Origin of the sequence: Leptotrichia sp. oral taxon 847 (assembly GCF_001553645.1) — a bacterium.
Lineage (GTDB): Bacteria > Fusobacteriota > Fusobacteriia > Fusobacteriales > Leptotrichiaceae > Leptotrichia.
The window spans coordinates 900,248-918,445 of sequence record NZ_CP014231.1; the positions used below are offsets into that span (position 1 = coordinate 900,248).

General features: G+C 30.2%; 15 protein-coding genes. All 15 read right to left on the minus strand.

Annotation, left to right across the window (positions count from 1 at the left end):
- Positions 1-63: 63 nt before the first annotated feature.
- The gene (locus AXF11_RS04090) at positions 64-1,209 is read right to left on the minus strand and encodes a 5-methyltetrahydropteroyltriglutamate--homocysteine S-methyltransferase (RefSeq protein ID WP_068155196.1); all 1,146 of its coding nucleotides are present in this window, start codon (positions 1,207-1,209) and stop codon (positions 64-66) included.
- 410 nt (positions 1,210-1,619) lie between these two features.
- Entirely contained in the window at positions 1,620-2,582 is a 963-nt protein-coding gene (locus AXF11_RS04095; RefSeq protein ID WP_068155198.1) for a transketolase family protein, read from the minus strand.
- Positions 2,583-3,431, minus strand: a complete 849-nt coding sequence (locus AXF11_RS04100) for a transketolase (protein WP_068155202.1) — start codon at positions 3,429-3,431, stop codon at positions 2,583-2,585.
- 51 nt (positions 3,432-3,482) lie between these two features.
- A complete protein-coding gene (locus AXF11_RS04105) occupies positions 3,483-4,832 on the minus strand; it encodes a PTS ascorbate transporter subunit IIC (RefSeq protein ID WP_018499078.1) in 1,350 nt (449 codons plus the stop codon).
- A gap of 23 nt (positions 4,833-4,855) precedes the next feature.
- Positions 4,856-5,125 carry a PTS sugar transporter subunit IIB gene (locus AXF11_RS04110; RefSeq protein ID WP_006803591.1) on the minus strand — a complete coding sequence of 90 codons (270 nt, stop codon included), beginning with the start codon at positions 5,123-5,125 and terminating at the stop codon, positions 4,856-4,858.
- A gap of 41 nt (positions 5,126-5,166) precedes the next feature.
- Positions 5,167-5,601 carry a PTS sugar transporter subunit IIA gene (locus AXF11_RS04115; RefSeq protein ID WP_068155204.1) on the minus strand — a complete coding sequence of 145 codons (435 nt, stop codon included), beginning with the start codon at positions 5,599-5,601 and terminating at the stop codon, positions 5,167-5,169.
- A complete protein-coding gene (locus tag AXF11_RS04120) occupies positions 5,595-7,652 on the minus strand; it encodes a BglG family transcription antiterminator (RefSeq protein ID WP_068155207.1) in 2,058 nt (685 codons plus the stop codon). The genes AXF11_RS04115 and AXF11_RS04120 overlap by 7 nt, the downstream gene beginning before the upstream one ends.
- A gap of 193 nt (positions 7,653-7,845) precedes the next feature.
- Positions 7,846-8,760: a LysR family transcriptional regulator gene (locus AXF11_RS04125; RefSeq protein ID WP_068155209.1), complete on the minus strand. Its 915-nt coding sequence runs from the start codon at positions 8,758-8,760 to the stop codon at positions 7,846-7,848.
- A 92-nt stretch (positions 8,761-8,852) separates the two neighbouring features.
- The gene (locus AXF11_RS04130; protein WP_068155211.1) at positions 8,853-10,799 is read right to left on the minus strand and encodes a DUF2207 domain-containing protein; all 1,947 of its coding nucleotides are present in this window, start codon (positions 10,797-10,799) and stop codon (positions 8,853-8,855) included.
- 34 nt (positions 10,800-10,833) lie between these two features.
- The gene (locus AXF11_RS04135; protein ID WP_068155213.1) at positions 10,834-11,400 is read right to left on the minus strand and encodes a LemA family protein; all 567 of its coding nucleotides are present in this window, start codon (positions 11,398-11,400) and stop codon (positions 10,834-10,836) included.
- Between the two features lie 16 nt (positions 11,401-11,416).
- Positions 11,417-12,589: a hypothetical protein gene (locus AXF11_RS04140; protein ID WP_068155215.1), complete on the minus strand. Its 1,173-nt coding sequence runs from the start codon at positions 12,587-12,589 to the stop codon at positions 11,417-11,419.
- A complete protein-coding gene (locus AXF11_RS04145) occupies positions 12,573-15,176 on the minus strand; it encodes a DUF2339 domain-containing protein (RefSeq protein WP_068155219.1) in 2,604 nt (867 codons plus the stop codon). The genes AXF11_RS04140 and AXF11_RS04145 overlap by 17 nt, the downstream gene beginning before the upstream one ends.
- 167 nt (positions 15,177-15,343) lie before the next feature.
- The gene (locus tag AXF11_RS04150; RefSeq protein WP_068155220.1) at positions 15,344-16,180 is read right to left on the minus strand and encodes an SDR family oxidoreductase; all 837 of its coding nucleotides are present in this window, start codon (positions 16,178-16,180) and stop codon (positions 15,344-15,346) included.
- Between the two features lie 44 nt (positions 16,181-16,224).
- Complete coding sequence (locus AXF11_RS04155) at positions 16,225-17,181, minus strand: HaeIII family restriction endonuclease (RefSeq protein WP_068155223.1); 957 nt, start codon at positions 17,179-17,181, stop codon at positions 16,225-16,227.
- On the minus strand, positions 17,174-18,181 hold the full coding sequence (locus tag AXF11_RS04160) for a DNA cytosine methyltransferase (RefSeq protein WP_068155224.1): 1,008 nt from the start codon (positions 18,179-18,181) through the stop codon (positions 17,174-17,176). The genes AXF11_RS04155 and AXF11_RS04160 overlap by 8 nt, the downstream gene beginning before the upstream one ends.
- Positions 18,182-18,198: the final 17 nt, after the last annotated feature.

An 18,198-nucleotide genomic window follows, 5' to 3' on the forward strand; every position in this document is an offset into this window, starting at 1 on the left:
TTCCTAAAAAAAAGAGGTTGTTTCATAATTATGAGATAACCTCTTTAAAATTTTTATATTCTATTAATTTTTCCCCCAAACTTCATCCGCAACTTCCTTGATAAATCTAAGTTTTGCCCATTGCTGTTCTTCCGTAAGATGATTTCCCTCCTCTGTTGAAGCAAATCCACATTGTGGACTCAAATAAAGTCTATCTAGCGGAACATATTTTGAAGCTTCTTTTATACGGGCAATTACAGCCTCTTTTTCCTCCAAAGTTGGATTTTTAGAAGTTATAAGTCCCAATACAACTTTTTTATCCCCAGAAACTTTTGCAAGTGATTCAAAAGTTCCTGCTCTTTCTGTATCAAATTCCAAATAATAAGCATTTACATCTTCTTTTCCAAAAAGTTCATCCGCAATTTTGTCATATCCACCTTGTCCAAACCAAGTAGAAGAATAATTTCCACGACAAACGTGCGTATTAATTACCAAATCTTCTGGATTATTTTGAAATACCCTGTTATTTATATTCAAGAATTTTTCTGCAAATTCACGTCTGATAACTTCCTTATCCCTATCACTTTTTTCAATAAACGAAGCAATAAAATCATCATCTACAAGACATCCCCAAGTACAGTCATCAATTTGCAAAGTTCTAAGCCCTTCGTTATACAAATCATTTATTACCGTTTTGTAAGCATTCACAATATCATCTTCCAATCCTTTAAAATCAGGATAAACTTCAAGAAGTGCCTTGACATGCTTATCTTCCCTTACTAATTCCGCATAAAACTGTGATGGAGCTGGTATTGTAAATCTGGCTTCCACACCTTTTTTATCCTTTACCAAATCTCGCAAAAATGTAAAATGTTTTACAAATGGATGATTTTCCCCACTAAATTTTCCAGTAACAATCGCACTATCATCACGAGTTACAACTCCATTAAATTCATATCCCTTATCAGCGTGAATATGCCCAATTCCATTGAATCCCCAGAAAAAGTCCAAATGCCAGTAACTACGTCTAAACTCTCCATCAGTAACACTTGTATATCCTAGCTCAATTTGCTTATCCACAATTTTTTTAATTTCTTCATTCTCAATTTTTGTCAATTCTTCCCTGTCAATTTTCCCTTTTTCAAAATCATTTCTAGCTTTCTTCAATCTTTCAGGTCTTAAAAAACTTCCTACTACGTCATGTCTATGAGGTGCATTTATTGTACACATATTTATCAACTCCTTAATTTATATTATTTAAAAAATAAAATTTTATTTTAAATCATTTTGTTATCTTTTATGAAGTTATTATATACAAATATGCGTACTCTGTAAAATACATTTATTTTTTAGTTTGTTATAACTATTAGTTATGGAAGATTTCATAATATATTTGAATAAATCTAATACTAAACCCCATTTGAATAACGAATACATTATAAATCTTTTTAGCAGATTAAACCTAATATTTATTTTCAAATAATTAAAACAAATATTCGCTTTTTAAATGGGAGATAGTATAAATTTATAAAAATGTCTTTAAAAACTCTATCAACTAAAGATTGGAATAAAAAAATATCGACTCGTTAGTAAATTTCAACTCGATAAATCGATATTTTTTATTTTAATTAAAATAAATTTTAATCTTTCAGTAATTCCATCGCTGCTCCATAAATATGCTCCGCAGTCAATTCATACTCATTCATCAGAAAGTCTAATGTTCCAACTTGCCCAAATCTTTCCTTTATTCCAATTCTTCTTAATTTTGCATTTCCAGCTTCAGCAATTATCTCGGCAACTGCACTTCCTAAACCATTGTGAATGCTATGATTTTCACAAGTTACTATTTTCCCTGTTTTTTGTATATATTTTTTGATTAATTCCTTGTCTATTGGATTTAAAGTGAACATATCTATTACAGCAACACTTATTTTTTCTTTTTCTAACTTTTCTGCTGCTTTCAAGGCTTCCGCTACCATAATTCCATTAGCAATTAAAGTAATATCAGCCCCATCTTTTAACAAATTTCCTTTTCCAATTTCAAACGTTGAGCCTTTTTCATAAATTGTTGCTGCATTTTTTCTAATTGTTCTAATCCAGTAGAAACCATCTTTTGTGGCGATTTGTTCGAGAATATTTTCAAACATTACAGCATCTGTCATTTCCATCACAACAGTATCAGCAAGACCTCTCATAATTCCCATATCTTCAAAGGACATGTGAGTTCCTCCATTATGGGCGGAAGTTACTCCAGCGTCAGAGGCAATTACTTTTATGTTGTTTTTTTGATATGCTCCAGACATAAAGAGCTGATCAAAGCATCTTCGGCTTGCAAAAGCTGTAAAAGTGTGTGCAAATGGATATTTTCCAGCGATAGACATTCCAGCCGCAATACCTATCATATTTGCTTCCATTATTCCACAATTTATTACTCTTTCAGGATACTCTTTCTGTACTTTGTCCGTTGTAATTGCGTTCATTAAATCAGCTTCAAGAGCTACAATTTCATTGTGTTTTCCCATTAATTCACCAAGTTTGGAAGAATAAACTTTTCTCATTTCTATTTCATCTTTTTTTGGAGTTCCGTTATAAATTTTTATCATTTATTCCACCTCGCTTTCCAAATCCTTTATAGCCCTTTCAATTTCCTGCTTTAGTTCATCAGTTAATCTTAGATGATGAGAATTTTTCATTTTTTCGATGTATTCGACACCTTGCCCTTTTATAGTGTCAAGTATTACAAATAGTGGTTTTTCATTGCTTTTACGAGGCACTTTCAAAATATCATACATTTTTTCAATATCATTTCCTTTTACAGTAACAGTATCAAAGCCGAATGCTTTCATTTTTTCTTCAAAAGAGAATGGTTTTATTATTTCATCTAAAGCACCGTCCAACTGTTTTTTGTTGTAATCGAGGAAGACAGTTAAATTATTTAAGTTATGGTGAGCGATAAACTGAAATGCCTCCCAGCACTGCCCTTCATTTATTTCTCCGTCTCCAATAATACAGAAAACCCTGTTATTTTTTTTGTCTATTTGCAGAGCTTTTGCAATTCCTGTGGCAATTGAGATTCCTTGCCCTAGAGAACCTGTTGTTGCATCAATTCCTTTTGTTTTAAGTCTATCTGGATGGCTTGGCAAATTTGTTCCATTCTGATTTAATGTGTAAATTTCTTCAAGCGGGAAAAAATCTTTTAAAGCTAAAGTTGTGTACAATGCAGGGCCTGCATGCCCTTTTGACAGCACAAAGTAATCTCTTTCTTCCCAATGTGGATTTTTAGCATCAACATTCATAATGCCACCATACAGTACTGCCAATATCTCAACGATTGATAAACTTCCACCATAATGCCCAAAGCCTAGATTAGTAAGGGATTTTAATGTGTTTATTCTAATATTGGCAGCCAATTTTTTCATTTCTTTCACTTTTTCATTATAATCACTATTCATTTTTGGCTCCTTCCAAATGATAGTCAATTGTTATTTAGTTTTAACAATGATTTATTTTGATTTTTTTGAAGGTACAAATCCAAAGGCTACTAAAATAGCAGTTATTCCAACAATTATTCCAGAAATTACTACTGGAGATATATGTTTTGCCATATTTCCTAATACGATTCCTACTGTTACAAAATCTGCATCAGAGAATGTTGTATTTGCAAATCCTAGATTTCCTAATACTGGTAATAAAATTACAGGTAAGAATGTTAATAATAATCCATTTGCAAAGGCTCCAATTGAAGCTCCTCTTCTACCACCAGTGGCGTTTCCAAATACACCTGCTGTCGCTCCACAGAAGAAATGAGGTACTACTCCTGGTAAGATAAGAGTCCATTTTAACATACCAAGCATAAATAATCCAACAATTCCTCCTAAAAAGCTGCATAAAAATCCGATTAATACAGCATTTGGCGCATAAGGGAATACGATTGGGCAATCTAACGCAGGTTTTGCATTTGGTACAAGCTTTTCAGAAAATCCTACAAAGGCTGGAACTATTTCTGCAAGGACAAGTCTAACACCTGATAAAATAATATAAACTCCCGCTGCAAATGTTATAGCTTGAATAACTGCAAATACCAAATAATTATCTCCGCCGCTTAGTTCCTTTTCAACATAGCCTTTTCCTGCAACTAATGCCAAAATTAAGTAAATCATCATCATAGTCAATGAGATTGAAATAGAGCTGTCTCTTAAAAAACTCAAGTTTTTAGGCAATTTCATTTCTTCTGTTGATTTTGAACCTTTTCCAACTAGAGAACCGACAAATCCTGATAAAACATATCCTATTGTGCTGAAATGCCCAAATCCAACATCATCACTTCCAGTAATTTTTCTAACATAAGGTTGTGCCAACGCAGGAAATATCGCCATTACAAGTCCTAAAGTAAGTGAGCCGATGATTATTAATAAAGGTCCGTTAAATCCTCCAACTTTTAATATTATTCCAATCATACATGCCATATACAAAGTATGGTGCCCTGTAAGGAAAATATATTTTAATTTTGTAAATCTTGCAATAAATATGTTCCAGAACATTCCAAGAGCCATTATTAGTGCTGTTGCTGTACCATATTCTTTTAATGCCATTGACACAATTGCTTCGTTATTAGGAACGATTCCTTGAACGTGAAATCCTTGTTCAAACATACTACCCATAGGCCCTAATGAACTTACAACAAGTCCTGCTCCCCCACCTAATACCAAAAATCCTAAAATAGTTTTAATTGTACCTTTTACTATGTCTGTAAATGGTTTTTTCTGAACTAATAACCCAATCATTGCTATTAATCCAACTAAAATTGACGGAACTTTTAAAATGTCCACAATAAGAGTTAATAAGCCTTTCATTTTGCCCTCCTAAATTTTATATTTTATTTTTTGAAATAATCTGTTAATTTTTCTTCCAGTTCAGGCATACTTATAATGCTGTCTAAAACAATTAATTTATCAGCTGGAACTGTTGCGCTTTCTGCAATATCCTTTCCCATTACAAATACATCTGCCGCTCCAGGAAGTGCTGATGCCAAGTCAGAATGTTCAACTTCAGCTTCTACACCAATTTTTTTAAGAACCTTTTTAATGTTCATTTCTACCATAAAGCTGCTTCCTAATCCTGATCCACAAACTGCCATAATTTTCATAATAATCTCCTCCTAATTTTTTATAAATTATTTTTATTTTTTTAAGCAATATTTTTTATAATTTCTAATATTTCGTCATAATCTTTTGAATTTATTAATTTTTCAATACTTTCGTCATCTTGAAACAATTCCATCAACTCCATAAGAGTTTCCATATGACTATCAGCATCTTTAGTTGCCAGCACAAATACCAGCTGTACTTTAGAATTGCCATAATATACCGGATTATTGAGTTTTAAAAGGCTCACTCCAGTTCCCAATGTACCATCTTCAGGCCTTGCATGCGGCATTGCCAGGTTTTCCCTTAAAATGACGTAAAAACCTAGTTTTTCAATGCTTTCTATCATAGCTGTTATGTAATTTTCTGTTATTATATTTTTTTTTAGCAGAGGTTTTCCTGCGATTTTGATACTTTCTTTCCAGTCAATTACGGAATCTGCTATTTGAATGTTGCCATCAAGTATTTTTTCTAACATATGAGTTCCTTTCTGAAGTATTCTTCTAATTCTTCATATTTAGTTATTTTTGAGATTTTTTCAATAAAGTTATATTTTGTAATTAATTCAAATAAGTCGTTTAAAATGCCTAGATGCTCTGTCTTGTTGGCAGTTGCAAAACTTAAAAATATGTTTGCGCCTTTTCCATTTGGAAATAGAACTTTTTCTTTTATAACTAATAATGAAATCCCCGTTTTTAATACATTTTCTGAAATTGGTGCGTGCGGAATTGCGATTCCTTCTTCAATAATGATATAAGCGCCGTGCTTTTCAATCATTTTTATCATTTCGCTTATATAGTCATGTCGTATAATTTCATTTTCTTCAAGTATATTTCCTGCCTTAGTTATCGCTTCTTTCCAATCTTTAACTTTATTTACAAACTGAAAATTGTTTTTGTTAAGCATTTTTTTTAAAATAATTCCAACTTCTAATAAATCATCATTAATTTTGTTTTCAAATTTGTTTTTTAGTTCATTCACAAGTTTACTTTTATCTATTATAGTTGTATTATTTTTTATTATTTCCATCAGCTGTTTTAGTGAAATTTTTGTTATATTTTTTCGTATTCCATATTTTGACAAAAGAATAAAATCTTCCTCTTTAAGCAATGGATTTATTTTTACAACAGGAATATCATAACTTTCTTCCAAGTCAATAGTAGACAAGATTAAATCAATATTCGCATAATTAGGCATTGAAGTTTTTATCAAGTAGTATGGCAAAACATCCACAATGTCCAAGTCATAATTTTCCTTTAAACTTTGTTCAAGCACCTTTGAACTGCCATAACCCAGTCCACAAATTAATATAACCTTTTTAGTTTTTTCAGAAGTGTTTCTTTCAATGGAAGCCTTTATATGAAAGCCCATAAGAGCAATTTCATCTTCTGGAAACTTTACTTCAAAAAGTCCTTCAATTTCCTTTATAGCTTTATTTACTACATCCAAAATAGGATCTTTTTCTAAAATTAATTCCTGAAAAACCGAATTTTTAATTTGAATATTATTTTTTATTCTGTACATAGCAGGTTTTATATGGTATAAAAGCCCGTTATATAGTATTTCATCACGTGTCAAGTCAGTTTTTACAATTTTGCTCACTTTGGAAATCATTTTTTTTATAATCAGTTCCTCGTTTATCCAGTCTTCAAACGAATTATTTTTTAAACTGTTTATATTTATTCCCATTATTAAATCTGTTATTTCAATCAATATCTCAGTCTTTATTTCATTTTTATTCAAAATATTTTTTAAAATTTTTTCAATTTTTTTGTATTCTTCCGTATTAATTAAAAATTTCTTTGCAGTCAAATCATTGCTGTTTTCATAAATTTTCTCGAAATTTAATAAAATTAACACATAAGAAAATATTTTATTATAGCTTTCCTTATTTATATTTAAAAACATCACTTTTTCAATTTCTACAATAAATTTTTTTGTATTTTCAATATTTTTTTGTTTGATATATTTGAAAAAATAACGATAAACCTGTGCCTTTACTAATTTTGAAGAATTTTTATCATTAAGGGAGTCAAATATTTTCTCCAAAAGTTCAATTTTTTTTATGAGAATGTCTCGAAAGTTACCATTAAGGCGATAACCATTAGCATTTTTATAAACTAGCTCAATTTTCTGCATTTTAAATTCTTTTGACATTAATTTTAAATCTTTTTTTATTGTCGTTCTGGAAATTTCAAGCTCCTCACATATTTTAGTAATATTAAGTCCTTTTTCATCAAAAAATAATATTAGTTTTAAAATACTTATCCTATCTTCCATAGATAATTTATGAATTTTTTCCAAAATCTCAAGTAAATTTTTAAAATCCTGATTAGTGTCAAGAGAAATGCTATTTTTAGCCTTTTTAGTAATCTTATAGTCAAGTAACCGCAAAATGCTGTCGATGTTATTAATATAATATCTGGCTGCCCTGTCTGACACTCCATATTTCTCAGATATTAATTTAAAATTATATTTTTTCCCTTTAATAAGGTTATTTAATATTTCAGTTTCCCTATAGTTTAACATAATATTCACCTTTCTATAATAAGGATACCTTAATAAATTGGAATAATCAATTTACATTACACTTCAAATATATTTGAAAAAATGTTACCATCTATTTTTATTTATACTTTTTCTTTCATAAAAAAATTAAAAATTGTATAATATTTATACGCAAAATTACACAAATTAGTACGCATAATATTGTTTTCAAATTTTACAAAATTTCCGTATATTTCAAATGCTCTTTCAAAGCCTCAACATAAACTTTTCCATAAACACTAAGTTTGGTATTTTTCTGCATTATAATTCCAACTTTCATATATTCGTCAACTTCCAGCGGTCTTGCAATAATATTTTCTCCATTTAATTCTTTACTGATTATCCCAGTACTCACAGTATATCCGTTAAGCCCGACTGCTAAATTAAACAAAGTCGCTCTATCTCTAACTTTTATATTTTTATCCCTATCAATCGTGCTAAGTATTTCTTCCGAAAAATAAAACGAATTGTAATCCCCTTGCTCAAACGATAAATATGGATATTTCTTCAAGTCTTCAAGACTAATGCTTTCCTTTTTTGCCAAAGGATGATTAAAACTGATAAAAACATGCGGCTTTGCAGTAAATAATTCAATAAATTTCAGATTATTTCTTTTTATCATTTTCTCAATCACAGTTTTATTCGCTCCTGAAGTATACAAAATCCCAATTTCACTTTTTCTCTTACTCACATCTTCAATAATTTCATTAGTCTGCGTTTCCCTAAGCGTAAAATCGTACTTATTTTCCCCAAACTTCTTAATCACATCCACAAAAGCATTTACTGCAAACGAATAATGCTGTGCAGACACTGAAAAATGTCGAGTTATCTTATTTCCCTTCTTATACTCTCCCTCCAATAAATCTGTCTGCTCCAAAACCTGTCTTGCATACCCTAAAAATCTATCTCCCTCAAGAGAAACAATCACTCCCTTATTTGTTCTGTTAAAAATTGATATATTCATTTCATCTTCCAATTCTTTTATAGCCTTAGTCAGTGCTGGTTGAGAAACAAAAAGCTCTTTTGCAGCATCACTCAATGTCCCTTTTTCAGCGACTGTAACTACATACTTTAATTGTTGTAATGTCATTTTATCCCTTTCTTTTTTTATTAAAATAATTGATAATTACTTTAAGCCCTGCTCTGTCGCCTTAGTCCGCATAACAAAAAAAGCTGATATTTCTACCAGCTTCCTCCACCTCCCCCGCCGGAACCTCCGCCAGAGAAACCGCCTCCACTTGAGAAGCCTCCGCCGCCAAAACCACTTGAACTTCCAGAATCATTCCTCAAGGTGCTAAATCTTTCTTCTCTTATTTTATTATACGCATTATTGTATACTCTTGAAACTGTATTTGCCAAAATGAAACTATCGTATGTATTGAAATGAACTCCCCTATTTATGTAAGAATACGTATTTTCATCAAAATTATAGAGCTTTATTGTATTCTTCATAAGTTTTATCGCTTCATTTTTTACTCCAAGAGCTACTGCATACGGTAGTATCCCTTTAAAATAGGCTACCAGCTCGTCTACATCATTAAATTTCATAATTTGATTAGCTTCGGCAGTCTTTATGTACATTTTCATTCCATCCAGATATTCTTTTTTTCTCATCCCATCAGCTGTATATCTTCCAATTACTTTTGAATAAATAGTGTACATTGCCATAATTATGCCAATTACAATGAAATTTAAAACTCCATATATTGCTGACATAAATAATACTACTAGCCACTTAACAACTTTTAAAAACGTACTTTTACTTCCATAAATATTCTTTAAAACTAAAAATACTCTGTTTAAAATTATTCCAAAAACACAGCCAACCATAACTAAATAAGCCACTTCAAAATTGTTGTCAGCTAAGCCTTCTGTTCCACTATTTGCATTTGTCGAAATTATAAAAACTATGACTATACCGATAATAAATGCAACATTAAAAATACTGTTATCCCTGTAAACTTTCCTTTTATATTCATTTTCAAACAATTTCAATATTTTATTTGAAGCTTTATAAAGGCTTCTTTCATTTTTGAATATGTTCCCTGTATCAGAAAGTGCATTAAAGACAATCTTTTCTTCTTCTGCTAATTTAGGCTTGCTTCTTTTACTGTCAGACAATGTATATTTTACATTTTTTCCATCACCTTTTTTATCGTCAGCTTCAACATAACCTTTAGAAAGTAAAGAGAGCACTCCGATTGTCAATATTTCCTTAGGTTCCCTTACACCTTTAATGTACGCCGCATACATGGCTGAAATATCCTTAGGTATGTTAAATTCAGGAACAATTGCCTTTTTACCCACATCTCTTCCAAATATATACCATGTTACAAAGCCATAAATTGCTAGAAATATTATTATAACAGGCCCTGCGGCAAGTAAAGGGTGAGCATAATAAAGTGTCTGAAGTTTATCTAAAAATGTTGGGTTTATATTATCCGTCTTTAAATTCAGACGGAAACTTAATCCATTATATGATTGTAAAACCTTGTTTGTTTTAATTTCAATAGTTCCATTATTCAAATTTTCAATATAATCTTTTCCGCTTTGACCGTATTCACCTGTAAAAATATCTAGTTTACTAATTTCATTTTCTGTCACAGGCTTCCCATTTCCAAATTTTATATTCACTGTGGCTTTTTCAATAGGAACTTTCCAAAACTGCCCAATTGCATTAAAATATACCTGATAAATTCCATCTTTTTCAAATACTGCGTTATATATCACATAGTTAAACTCATATCTGTTTACGCCATTTTCCACAAATCTGTCTGCAGAACCTACTCTGTATCTTACTCCTTCATTAAAATTTTTTGTTGAATACTCTTCTGAAAGCGCATTTCTCTTTATCGAATTCATTTTTATGTAAGATTTATAAATATCCACCCCATTTTTCTTTGAACGTAACGGAATATCCCTATAAATCCCATGTTTTGCCGCACCGTCAAATTCATAGTCAATCACTTCATTTACTGTCAAAGTCCCATTTTTATTTATCTGAACTGTAACGTCATAATTTGTTATTTTTTCAGCAATTAACAATTTTGTATTTAAAAAAAATAACGTGAAAAATACAAAAATTATTGAAAAAATATTATTTAATTTTTGTTTGTTAAAACTTTTCATAACAATCCCCCTTCTAAAAATTCATTTAAACAAATTAAAATTTAACTTCTGGAACTTTTTCCGCCTCTTCCACAGCATTAAAGAACTCAGCCTTTTTGAATCCAAAAATTCCACCAAAAATATTATTTGGAAAAGTTTCCACAAAAGTATTTCTATCTCTTGCTGTTCCGTTGTAATATTTTCTTGAACTTTGAATTTCTGTTTCTATTTGAGTTAGTTGAGATTGTAGGCTCAAAAAGTTTTCATTTGCCTTCAAGTCTGGATAATTTTCCTGTAACATCATTATTGATCTTAATGTTTTTGTCATTTCATTTTCAAGTTTTTGAATTTTTTCAATATTATCAATATCCTTTGTATCAATCGACATCATTTGACTTCTCAATTTTACCACATTTTCCAGCGTTTCCTTTTCATGTGTCGCATATCCTTTGACAGTATTCACAAGATTAGGTATCAAATCCAGCCTTTTTTGCAAATATACGCCTATTCCGCTCCAACCTTCCTCATTCAAATTCTTCAATTTGATATATTTATTGTAAATCCCCATTGCCATCAGAACCAAAATCACCAAAATTCCTATAAAAACAAATACAATATTCATAATTCATTCTCCTCTTCTATTTTTTATTTTTATTTATTTTATTTAACATAAATCCAATTAATATTACCACAACAGCTCCTATAAAAACATTATAATAAACCGTGTAATCCCTTGGCTTTGAAACTTTCTTTCCATCTGCTTTTTCCAATTTTCCTACCAAAACTTCATCCCGTTCCTTTATTGAATCGACAAATTCTGCAATATCGTACTCAGGCTTATCTAAACTTTCATCTCCAAAGGTTATTTTATAATCTTCCCCTTCTGTAGCCCTAAACACAATTCTGTCTGGAACATAATTTCCTGTTACCCTTTTTATTTTGAGCGGTGAATTATCTCCATTCCTTATTTCAATGATTATTTCAGACAATTTCGGAACATTTTCTAAATTTATTATCAAATTTGACTTTTCTCCAACTTTGGAAATTATCCCTTCCGCATAAAAATCATCTCCGCTTCTCACAGCATAATTTCTCTGAAACTCATCATTTACATCTAGAACAATATTTTTTAAAGGCAAAAACTTGCTCTTGATTTTCAAAATTGTACTTTTTCCTTCCTGCTCAACTTTATAATCCAATTTTGTCCCTACAGTTTTAAGTTTTACAGCCTCATTATTTGACAATTTCAAAATTGCTTCACTAAAGATATTCCCTTTATCTAATGGCGTTACAATTTTATAAAATTCATATCTTTTTTCCGAAAATTCTATTGTCAAGTTTGCCTTATCAGGTGTTTTGTAAATTTCTCCCGAAGTTATCTGTTCCCAATCTGTACCGTTATTACTTCCAAGCAAAGTATATTCGCTGTAAAAATTTTTGGAAGAAATCAGCGCAAGCCTATTTCCAATTATATCCTTTAACGAACTATCAGAATTAAATTTTACAATAAATTCCATTTTATCCTTTTTCATCAATACTTCATCTATTTTTGCCTTTGCAATAACTTTTTCACTGTGCTTTTCCTGCTCTTTTCCAGTTTCGATAACATAAGGAACTTCCTTCCCATTTTTATCAATTATCCGTATATCTCCAAGATTATTTTTACTGTTCTCATAAATATCCTCTGTTAAAAAAAATTGCTTGTATGCAGACTTTCCTGTTATTTTTATAGTTTTAAAATACTGATAGGAAAAAAGTTGAACAATTGTCAATAAAAATAAAAACAATATTATTTTATTTATTTTCTTCATTTTTCTCACCTTTTCCAAAATCCTTATCCCTCAAACTCTCTTTCACTTCCTGCTCCAACTTCTTCAAAGCCGTCTGATAAATATAGGAAGTTCCAATCAAAATAGCTCCCATACTAAAGTAAGCAATCAACTTATAGGAATTATCAAATCGTAAGAAATCCCATAAAAAACTTTTTGCCACAAAAAATATTCCTATTCCAAGCCCAATTCTTCTAACATTCCTATTCGGCACTCTAAATCCTTTCCAGACTAAATATCCACATAATAGCAATCCAACTATATCCAAAGCCAATCCAGCTCCTAAAAATAGCATATTTGACTGTTCGTATATTCGTAAAATAATATTTGCTACAAAAAGAAAATATATTGATTCTCCGAGTATCCACAATGGTTTTTTCTCTTTTTCCCTGAAAAAGCATAAATGAATATCATTTTTTGCGACCATAAATAAATATATATTTACAAAAACTAGCAAAATTAGATATATCTGAAAGTTTATTGGCGGATATCTTGAATACAAATTTTCTTCTACCCATTCTCCGCTTCCAAGAATATATTTTACACAATTAAACATATTTATAAATAACAAATAAATTATTTCAATTATTACTAAAAATTTCAAGCTAAAACTATCCTGTAATTTCTTTACTCTATACGTTACTGTTCTTAAAACAAACAGTGAAACTAATATACAAAATAATGCATCTTTACCATAATTTATCGCTTCGAATGAAGTGACAATATTAAAAACAACTTTATTTACAAAAAATATTGAATATGTAAAAATCAGATATTTAAATATTCCATTTAAAATCCTAACTTCTGTCTTGTAACTTTTTTGTTTTATCAAAAAGTAAAGCACAAATGAAAAAGATATTATCATCAAATCCTGAATATACACAAGTAAATATTTTTCTTCCCGCACAATCAAATTACTTACCAGCGAAACTAGATAAATCGCAATTGTCCCATATCGCATTTCTTTATTTTTATATTTTCTATAAAAGAAATATAATAGTGCAGTTTCAGCACCCCACGCAACCACAACAAATTTTTCTGGCACAATTAACGGGATAATTAGGATAAAACTTCCTAATGCAACGATATAAAAGATTTTTGCAACTTTGTTGTCCTTGAGCCTGTCGCCAAAAAATCCGTAAATTATTCCGACTGTTGCAACTAATACCGCTTTTAGCCAACTTGGCGTTGTCTTGTCAAATAGGCTGTAAATCAATGAAAATTTTATAATCAGATTTAAACTTAGAAATATATAGTCGATTATGTTGCTTTGACGATTTTCTTTTTTGTGAGAATTTAGGAAAATGAAACTGTATGCTGTTGTGAAGATTACGATGTAGAAAAATGCCGTAATCTTGTCGTGAATGCTGTGATTTAAGTAATAAATCAGCCCAGTCATATTCACTACACCCGTAACAAATCCAAAAATCTTGCTGTATATCCAGTCCTTTTTCCAAGAAACTCCAAGCACAATTCCCTGCAAAATCAAAGAATATGCCAAAACATAATAAATCTGGACATTGCTCCTATTCACCCAAATATACGCTCCGTAAGGCAAATATCCACCAATCAGCGACAATACTCCAATTATCTGGCTATCATATCGCAATGAAAGAATCACAACCAGCCCTGTCAGTATTACCGATATAAAAAGTCCCGCTGTCATTGAATAAAGTTTGAGATATAACGTAGAAAGAAGCGTAGTCAAATAAAGAATACCAATTCCACCGCCAATCAGCCCAACTGCAAAATGCTTCTTATTTTTCTGATAAAATTTTTCTCCAGCAAAAAGAAAAAACATCCCAAGCAAATACGAAGCCGAACTTTTTACATAATTATTTGCCAGAATTTTTGCAAACTGTGTCCGAAATACTAAAAAAACTCCCAAAAAGATTGATATTATCCCTAAAAAGTTAAAACCCTTCAAACCAATAAGTTTTTCAAATACAAATCTTTTTTTCTCTCTTTCAAAAAGAAATTCCCCTTCCTTCAAAGTCGTTTCTTCTTTTATCTTATTATGAAACACCGAAGATTCCTCTTGAAGAAATACCTTATTTTCAAAAGTTTTCCTATTACTTTTTTCTAAAAAATTACCAATTTTTCCATTAATTTTTTTGAGTTCATCTCTTAAAGAATCAGCTTCATCTGAAAATTCACAAGAAAGATTTCTTTCCAGCATTTTGACTTTTCTCTTCATTTCCTCTGCATAATTAGAAAGCCTTCTAGTCACTCCACTTTCCAATTCCACATTCATCTTCTCAGCCAAAATATTCTGAAACTTATCAATCTCACCATTTCTCCTAACCTTTTTAGCTTCCTTCAATTCTTCAATCAGCACTGCATTACTATTTTTAAGTCTTCCAATTTCCTCTTCCCTAATTTTCACCTTTTCATGAAATGCTTTCAAATCCTTTGCCAGCCTTTCATTATCTTCCAAAAGTTTCTTTTCCCTGCTTATTCCATCCTCATTTTTTATATTTTCAATTATTGATTCTATCTCCGAATTTAATTTCCCAATTTCCTTATACTTATTCTCAAGATTCTCTAATTCTTTTAGCTTGTCAATCATTGTAAAACCACCTCAAAAGTTTCAAAATAGAGAGTGTCCAAAATTTTGTATGAATCTCTAGACAAATCCAGTAACATAAGGATTTTTTATTTTATTCACACAAAAAATTTACACTCTCTCCAAATTTAGTTAATGGAACTAATTTTATTAGAATTTTCAATGTTTTTTTACAAGTTCTTCAAATACTCAGAAAGCGAAGTCGCTCTACGTCCCAATACTTTTTCAATATCACAAGAAATCCCCGATTGCTCACCTTTATCAATTGCAGTATAAGTCGAAACCCAAGAATCATATTCCCATTGTTCAGCTTTCCAGATTTTACGGCTTTCATAAGCTTCTTCCACAGTTTCATTAGTATACTTAATTTCTTTGCCAAAATGTTCACTCACAATTTTTCCAATTTCATTCATTGTCAATTCCTCAGGCCCTGTCATATTCAAAGTCTGATTTTCCCATTTTTCTGGATTTTCCAAAATTTTTGCAACAACTTCTGAAACATCTGAACGCACTACAACAAAAACTTTCCCATTCCCAGCAGGCCCTTTTATTTCTCCATATTCTCTACACATATCCACAAAGAAATCTGCATAAAAATTATCTCTCAAAAATGTATATTTAAACCCATTTTCTTTAATATACTCTTCGGTAGCATAATGATCTCTTCCCAATGTAAACACAGAATTTTTTGAAGCATTGTAAAACGAAAGATACACAATGTGCGAAACTTTTGCCATTTTAGCCGCATCAATAAAATCCTTATGTTGTTGAACTCGATTAGGATTTTCCGAACCCGACACCATAAAAAGTACATCAATTCCCTCTAGCGATTTCACAGTATCTTCTGATTTATCATAACTCGACTTAAAAACATCAGAAAATCCCATTTTTTCAGCCTTTTCCTTATTTCTAGCCAAGTTTCTCACTTCTATTCCATTTTTCTTACATAATTTTGAAACAATTCCACCTAAGTGTCCTGTCACTCCAGTTACCGCTATTTTAGCCATTTTAATATTACCTCTTATCTTTTTTTGTTTTTATTCTTTTTATTTTACATTTTCCATTTAGAATCTATTGAAATTATTGAAGTTGGCATTCCTACAATTTGAATATCAAATTTTAAACTTGTTTCCACTTTAGAAGAAGCATTATGTATTCTAAATGTAAATTGCCAACCATTATTTAAATACAGTTCCAAAGTATTTAGACTACCTGGTTTAAAATCCAGACTAACTATTCTATTCGGTAAAAGAACAATCGGTATTTCTATTTTTCTTTTTTTATGTACCCCTTCTTGATTTAATGTACCATATAAGTTATAACTTTGCACTCTTGTAATTCTTTTAGTATCGATACTAATAACTTTATAAAAATCAAACTTTCCTAATAAGTATTTTAACATATTTTCTAATAATCCAATTTCTTCTTTATTTTGTTTTAAAATTTCTATTTTAAAAGCTTCCAACAATGGAAAATATACATTCTTATCTTTATTTAGTATTTCTTTCCAAAGAGTTTTCTTTCTTTTTTCTTCTTCTAAAAAATCAAAAATTGGTTTCACTTTTTTCCAGTATTCTTCTGAACAAGAAATATTGTACCATTTTTTTCCAAAATCTAATTTTTTAGATAATCTGCTGTGCTTTACAGCAAAATGATTATGTTTTAAACTTAACCCTATTTCCCAATTAATATTTTCTCTCATAATTATTATATCCCTTACATCCCCTTTTTTTCCGTTATCATCAGCTTGAATTTTTAGATTCAATGTATCATTATTTTTTTCAAGAATTAATGGTTCTAAATCTAAAACAGTATTTACTCCTGTTAAAGCACTTAACTTATATATTTCTTTTTCTTCTTCTGATAAAGTTTCCCAAGCTTTTTCAGAAGCTGAAAAACTACTATTCTTCTCAATCCAAACTTCCCTAATTTTAGATATTTCATCAAATAAAACATTTAAAAATATATATTCATATGCTCTTCCCTGATTATTGCTTTTACTACTCATTAATTTTACTTCTCTCTTTCTTTTCCAATGCTTCTCTTATCTTTTTAGCAATTTCATAAGCAAGATTAATAGGTACAGCATTTCCAATCATTTTATAACCATCATTTATATTATCATAATAAAATAAAAAATCATCTGGAAATCCTTGTATCCTAGCACACTCTCTAACTGTCAATCTTCTATACAAGTGTTCGTAGCCTTTAGCAAAAATATTTTTATCTTTCTCTATTTTAGGCATTACAGGTGCTTGTGGATGTAATTGACATTGTCTTCCGGAAGCTTGAACAGTAAAAGCTTGTTCATCCCATTGCCGCACCCTATTTCTACTCATAAAAATTGTAGAATATGATCCTAAATAATATTCATGATTAGGATAAATACATTTTTCCTTATTTGCTTTATTTTTTTCCAAGGCTTTTATTGGAGTTTCTTTTAAATCATATATTACATCCTTTAAAGTCAATTTAAAATCATAAGGTTTCGGAAATTCAAAATTTACTTCTAATTCCTTTTTGAATCCAATATAAAAAACCCTTTTTCTATCCTGTGCCACCCCATAATCACTAGCATTTACTTGAAATATTTGAACATTATATCCTATTTTTTCAAATTTTCCTATTATTTCCTTAACTGCTTTATTATGCCTTTTTGCCATCATTCCACTTACATTTTCTGCTAAAAAAAATAATGGCTTTTTATCTTTTAAAATTCGTATATATTCGTAAAACAGTTTTCCTCTAGGGTCATCAATTCCTCTTAATGAACCTCCTACACTCCAAGATTGACAAGGCGGTCCTCCTATAATTCCTTCTATATTGCTAGGAAATTCATCTAAAGAAACTTTTGCAATATCTTTTTTTATCAAATGTGCTTTATGATTTTTTTCGTATGTCTCCCATATTGTCTTATCGTACTCATTAGCTACTAAAATATCAAATCCTGCTTTTTCAAATCCTAAATCTAAACCTCCAGCTCCTGAAAAAAGGCTTATCAAATTCATTTTTTATTTTCTTCCTC

Coding starts and splice junctions, on each gene's coding strand:
- AXF11_RS04090 (WP_068155196.1), bottom strand. CDS start 1,209: ATGTGTACAATAAATGCACCTCATAGACATGACGTAGTAGGAAGTTTT.
- AXF11_RS04095 (WP_068155198.1), bottom strand. CDS start 2,582: ATGATAAAAATTTATAACGGAACTCCAAAAAAAGATGAAATAGAAATG.
- AXF11_RS04100 (WP_068155202.1), bottom strand. CDS start 3,431: ATGAATAGTGATTATAATGAAAAAGTGAAAGAAATGAAAAAATTGGCT.
- AXF11_RS04105 (WP_018499078.1), bottom strand. CDS start 4,832: ATGAAAGGCTTATTAACTCTTATTGTGGACATTTTAAAAGTTCCGTCA.
- AXF11_RS04110 (WP_006803591.1), bottom strand. CDS start 5,125: ATGAAAATTATGGCAGTTTGTGGATCAGGATTAGGAAGCAGCTTTATG.
- AXF11_RS04115 (WP_068155204.1), bottom strand. CDS start 5,601: ATGTTAGAAAAAATACTTGATGGCAACATTCAAATAGCAGATTCCGTA.
- AXF11_RS04120 (WP_068155207.1), bottom strand. CDS start 7,652: ATGTTAAACTATAGGGAAACTGAAATATTAAATAACCTTATTAAAGGG.
- AXF11_RS04125 (WP_068155209.1), bottom strand. CDS start 8,760: ATGACATTACAACAATTAAAGTATGTAGTTACAGTCGCTGAAAAAGGG.
- AXF11_RS04130 (WP_068155211.1), bottom strand. CDS start 10,799: ATGAAAAGTTTTAACAAACAAAAATTAAATAATATTTTTTCAATAATT.
- AXF11_RS04135 (WP_068155213.1), bottom strand. CDS start 11,400: ATGAATATTGTATTTGTTTTTATAGGAATTTTGGTGATTTTGGTTCTG.
- AXF11_RS04140 (WP_068155215.1), bottom strand. CDS start 12,589: ATGAAGAAAATAAATAAAATAATATTGTTTTTATTTTTATTGACAATT.
- AXF11_RS04145 (WP_068155219.1), bottom strand. CDS start 15,176: ATGATTGACAAGCTAAAAGAATTAGAGAATCTTGAGAATAAGTATAAG.
- AXF11_RS04150 (WP_068155220.1), bottom strand. CDS start 16,180: ATGGCTAAAATAGCGGTAACTGGAGTGACAGGACACTTAGGTGGAATT.
- AXF11_RS04155 (WP_068155223.1), bottom strand. CDS start 17,181: ATGAGTAGTAAAAGCAATAATCAGGGAAGAGCATATGAATATATATTT.
- AXF11_RS04160 (WP_068155224.1), bottom strand. CDS start 18,181: ATGAATTTGATAAGCCTTTTTTCAGGAGCTGGAGGTTTAGATTTAGGA.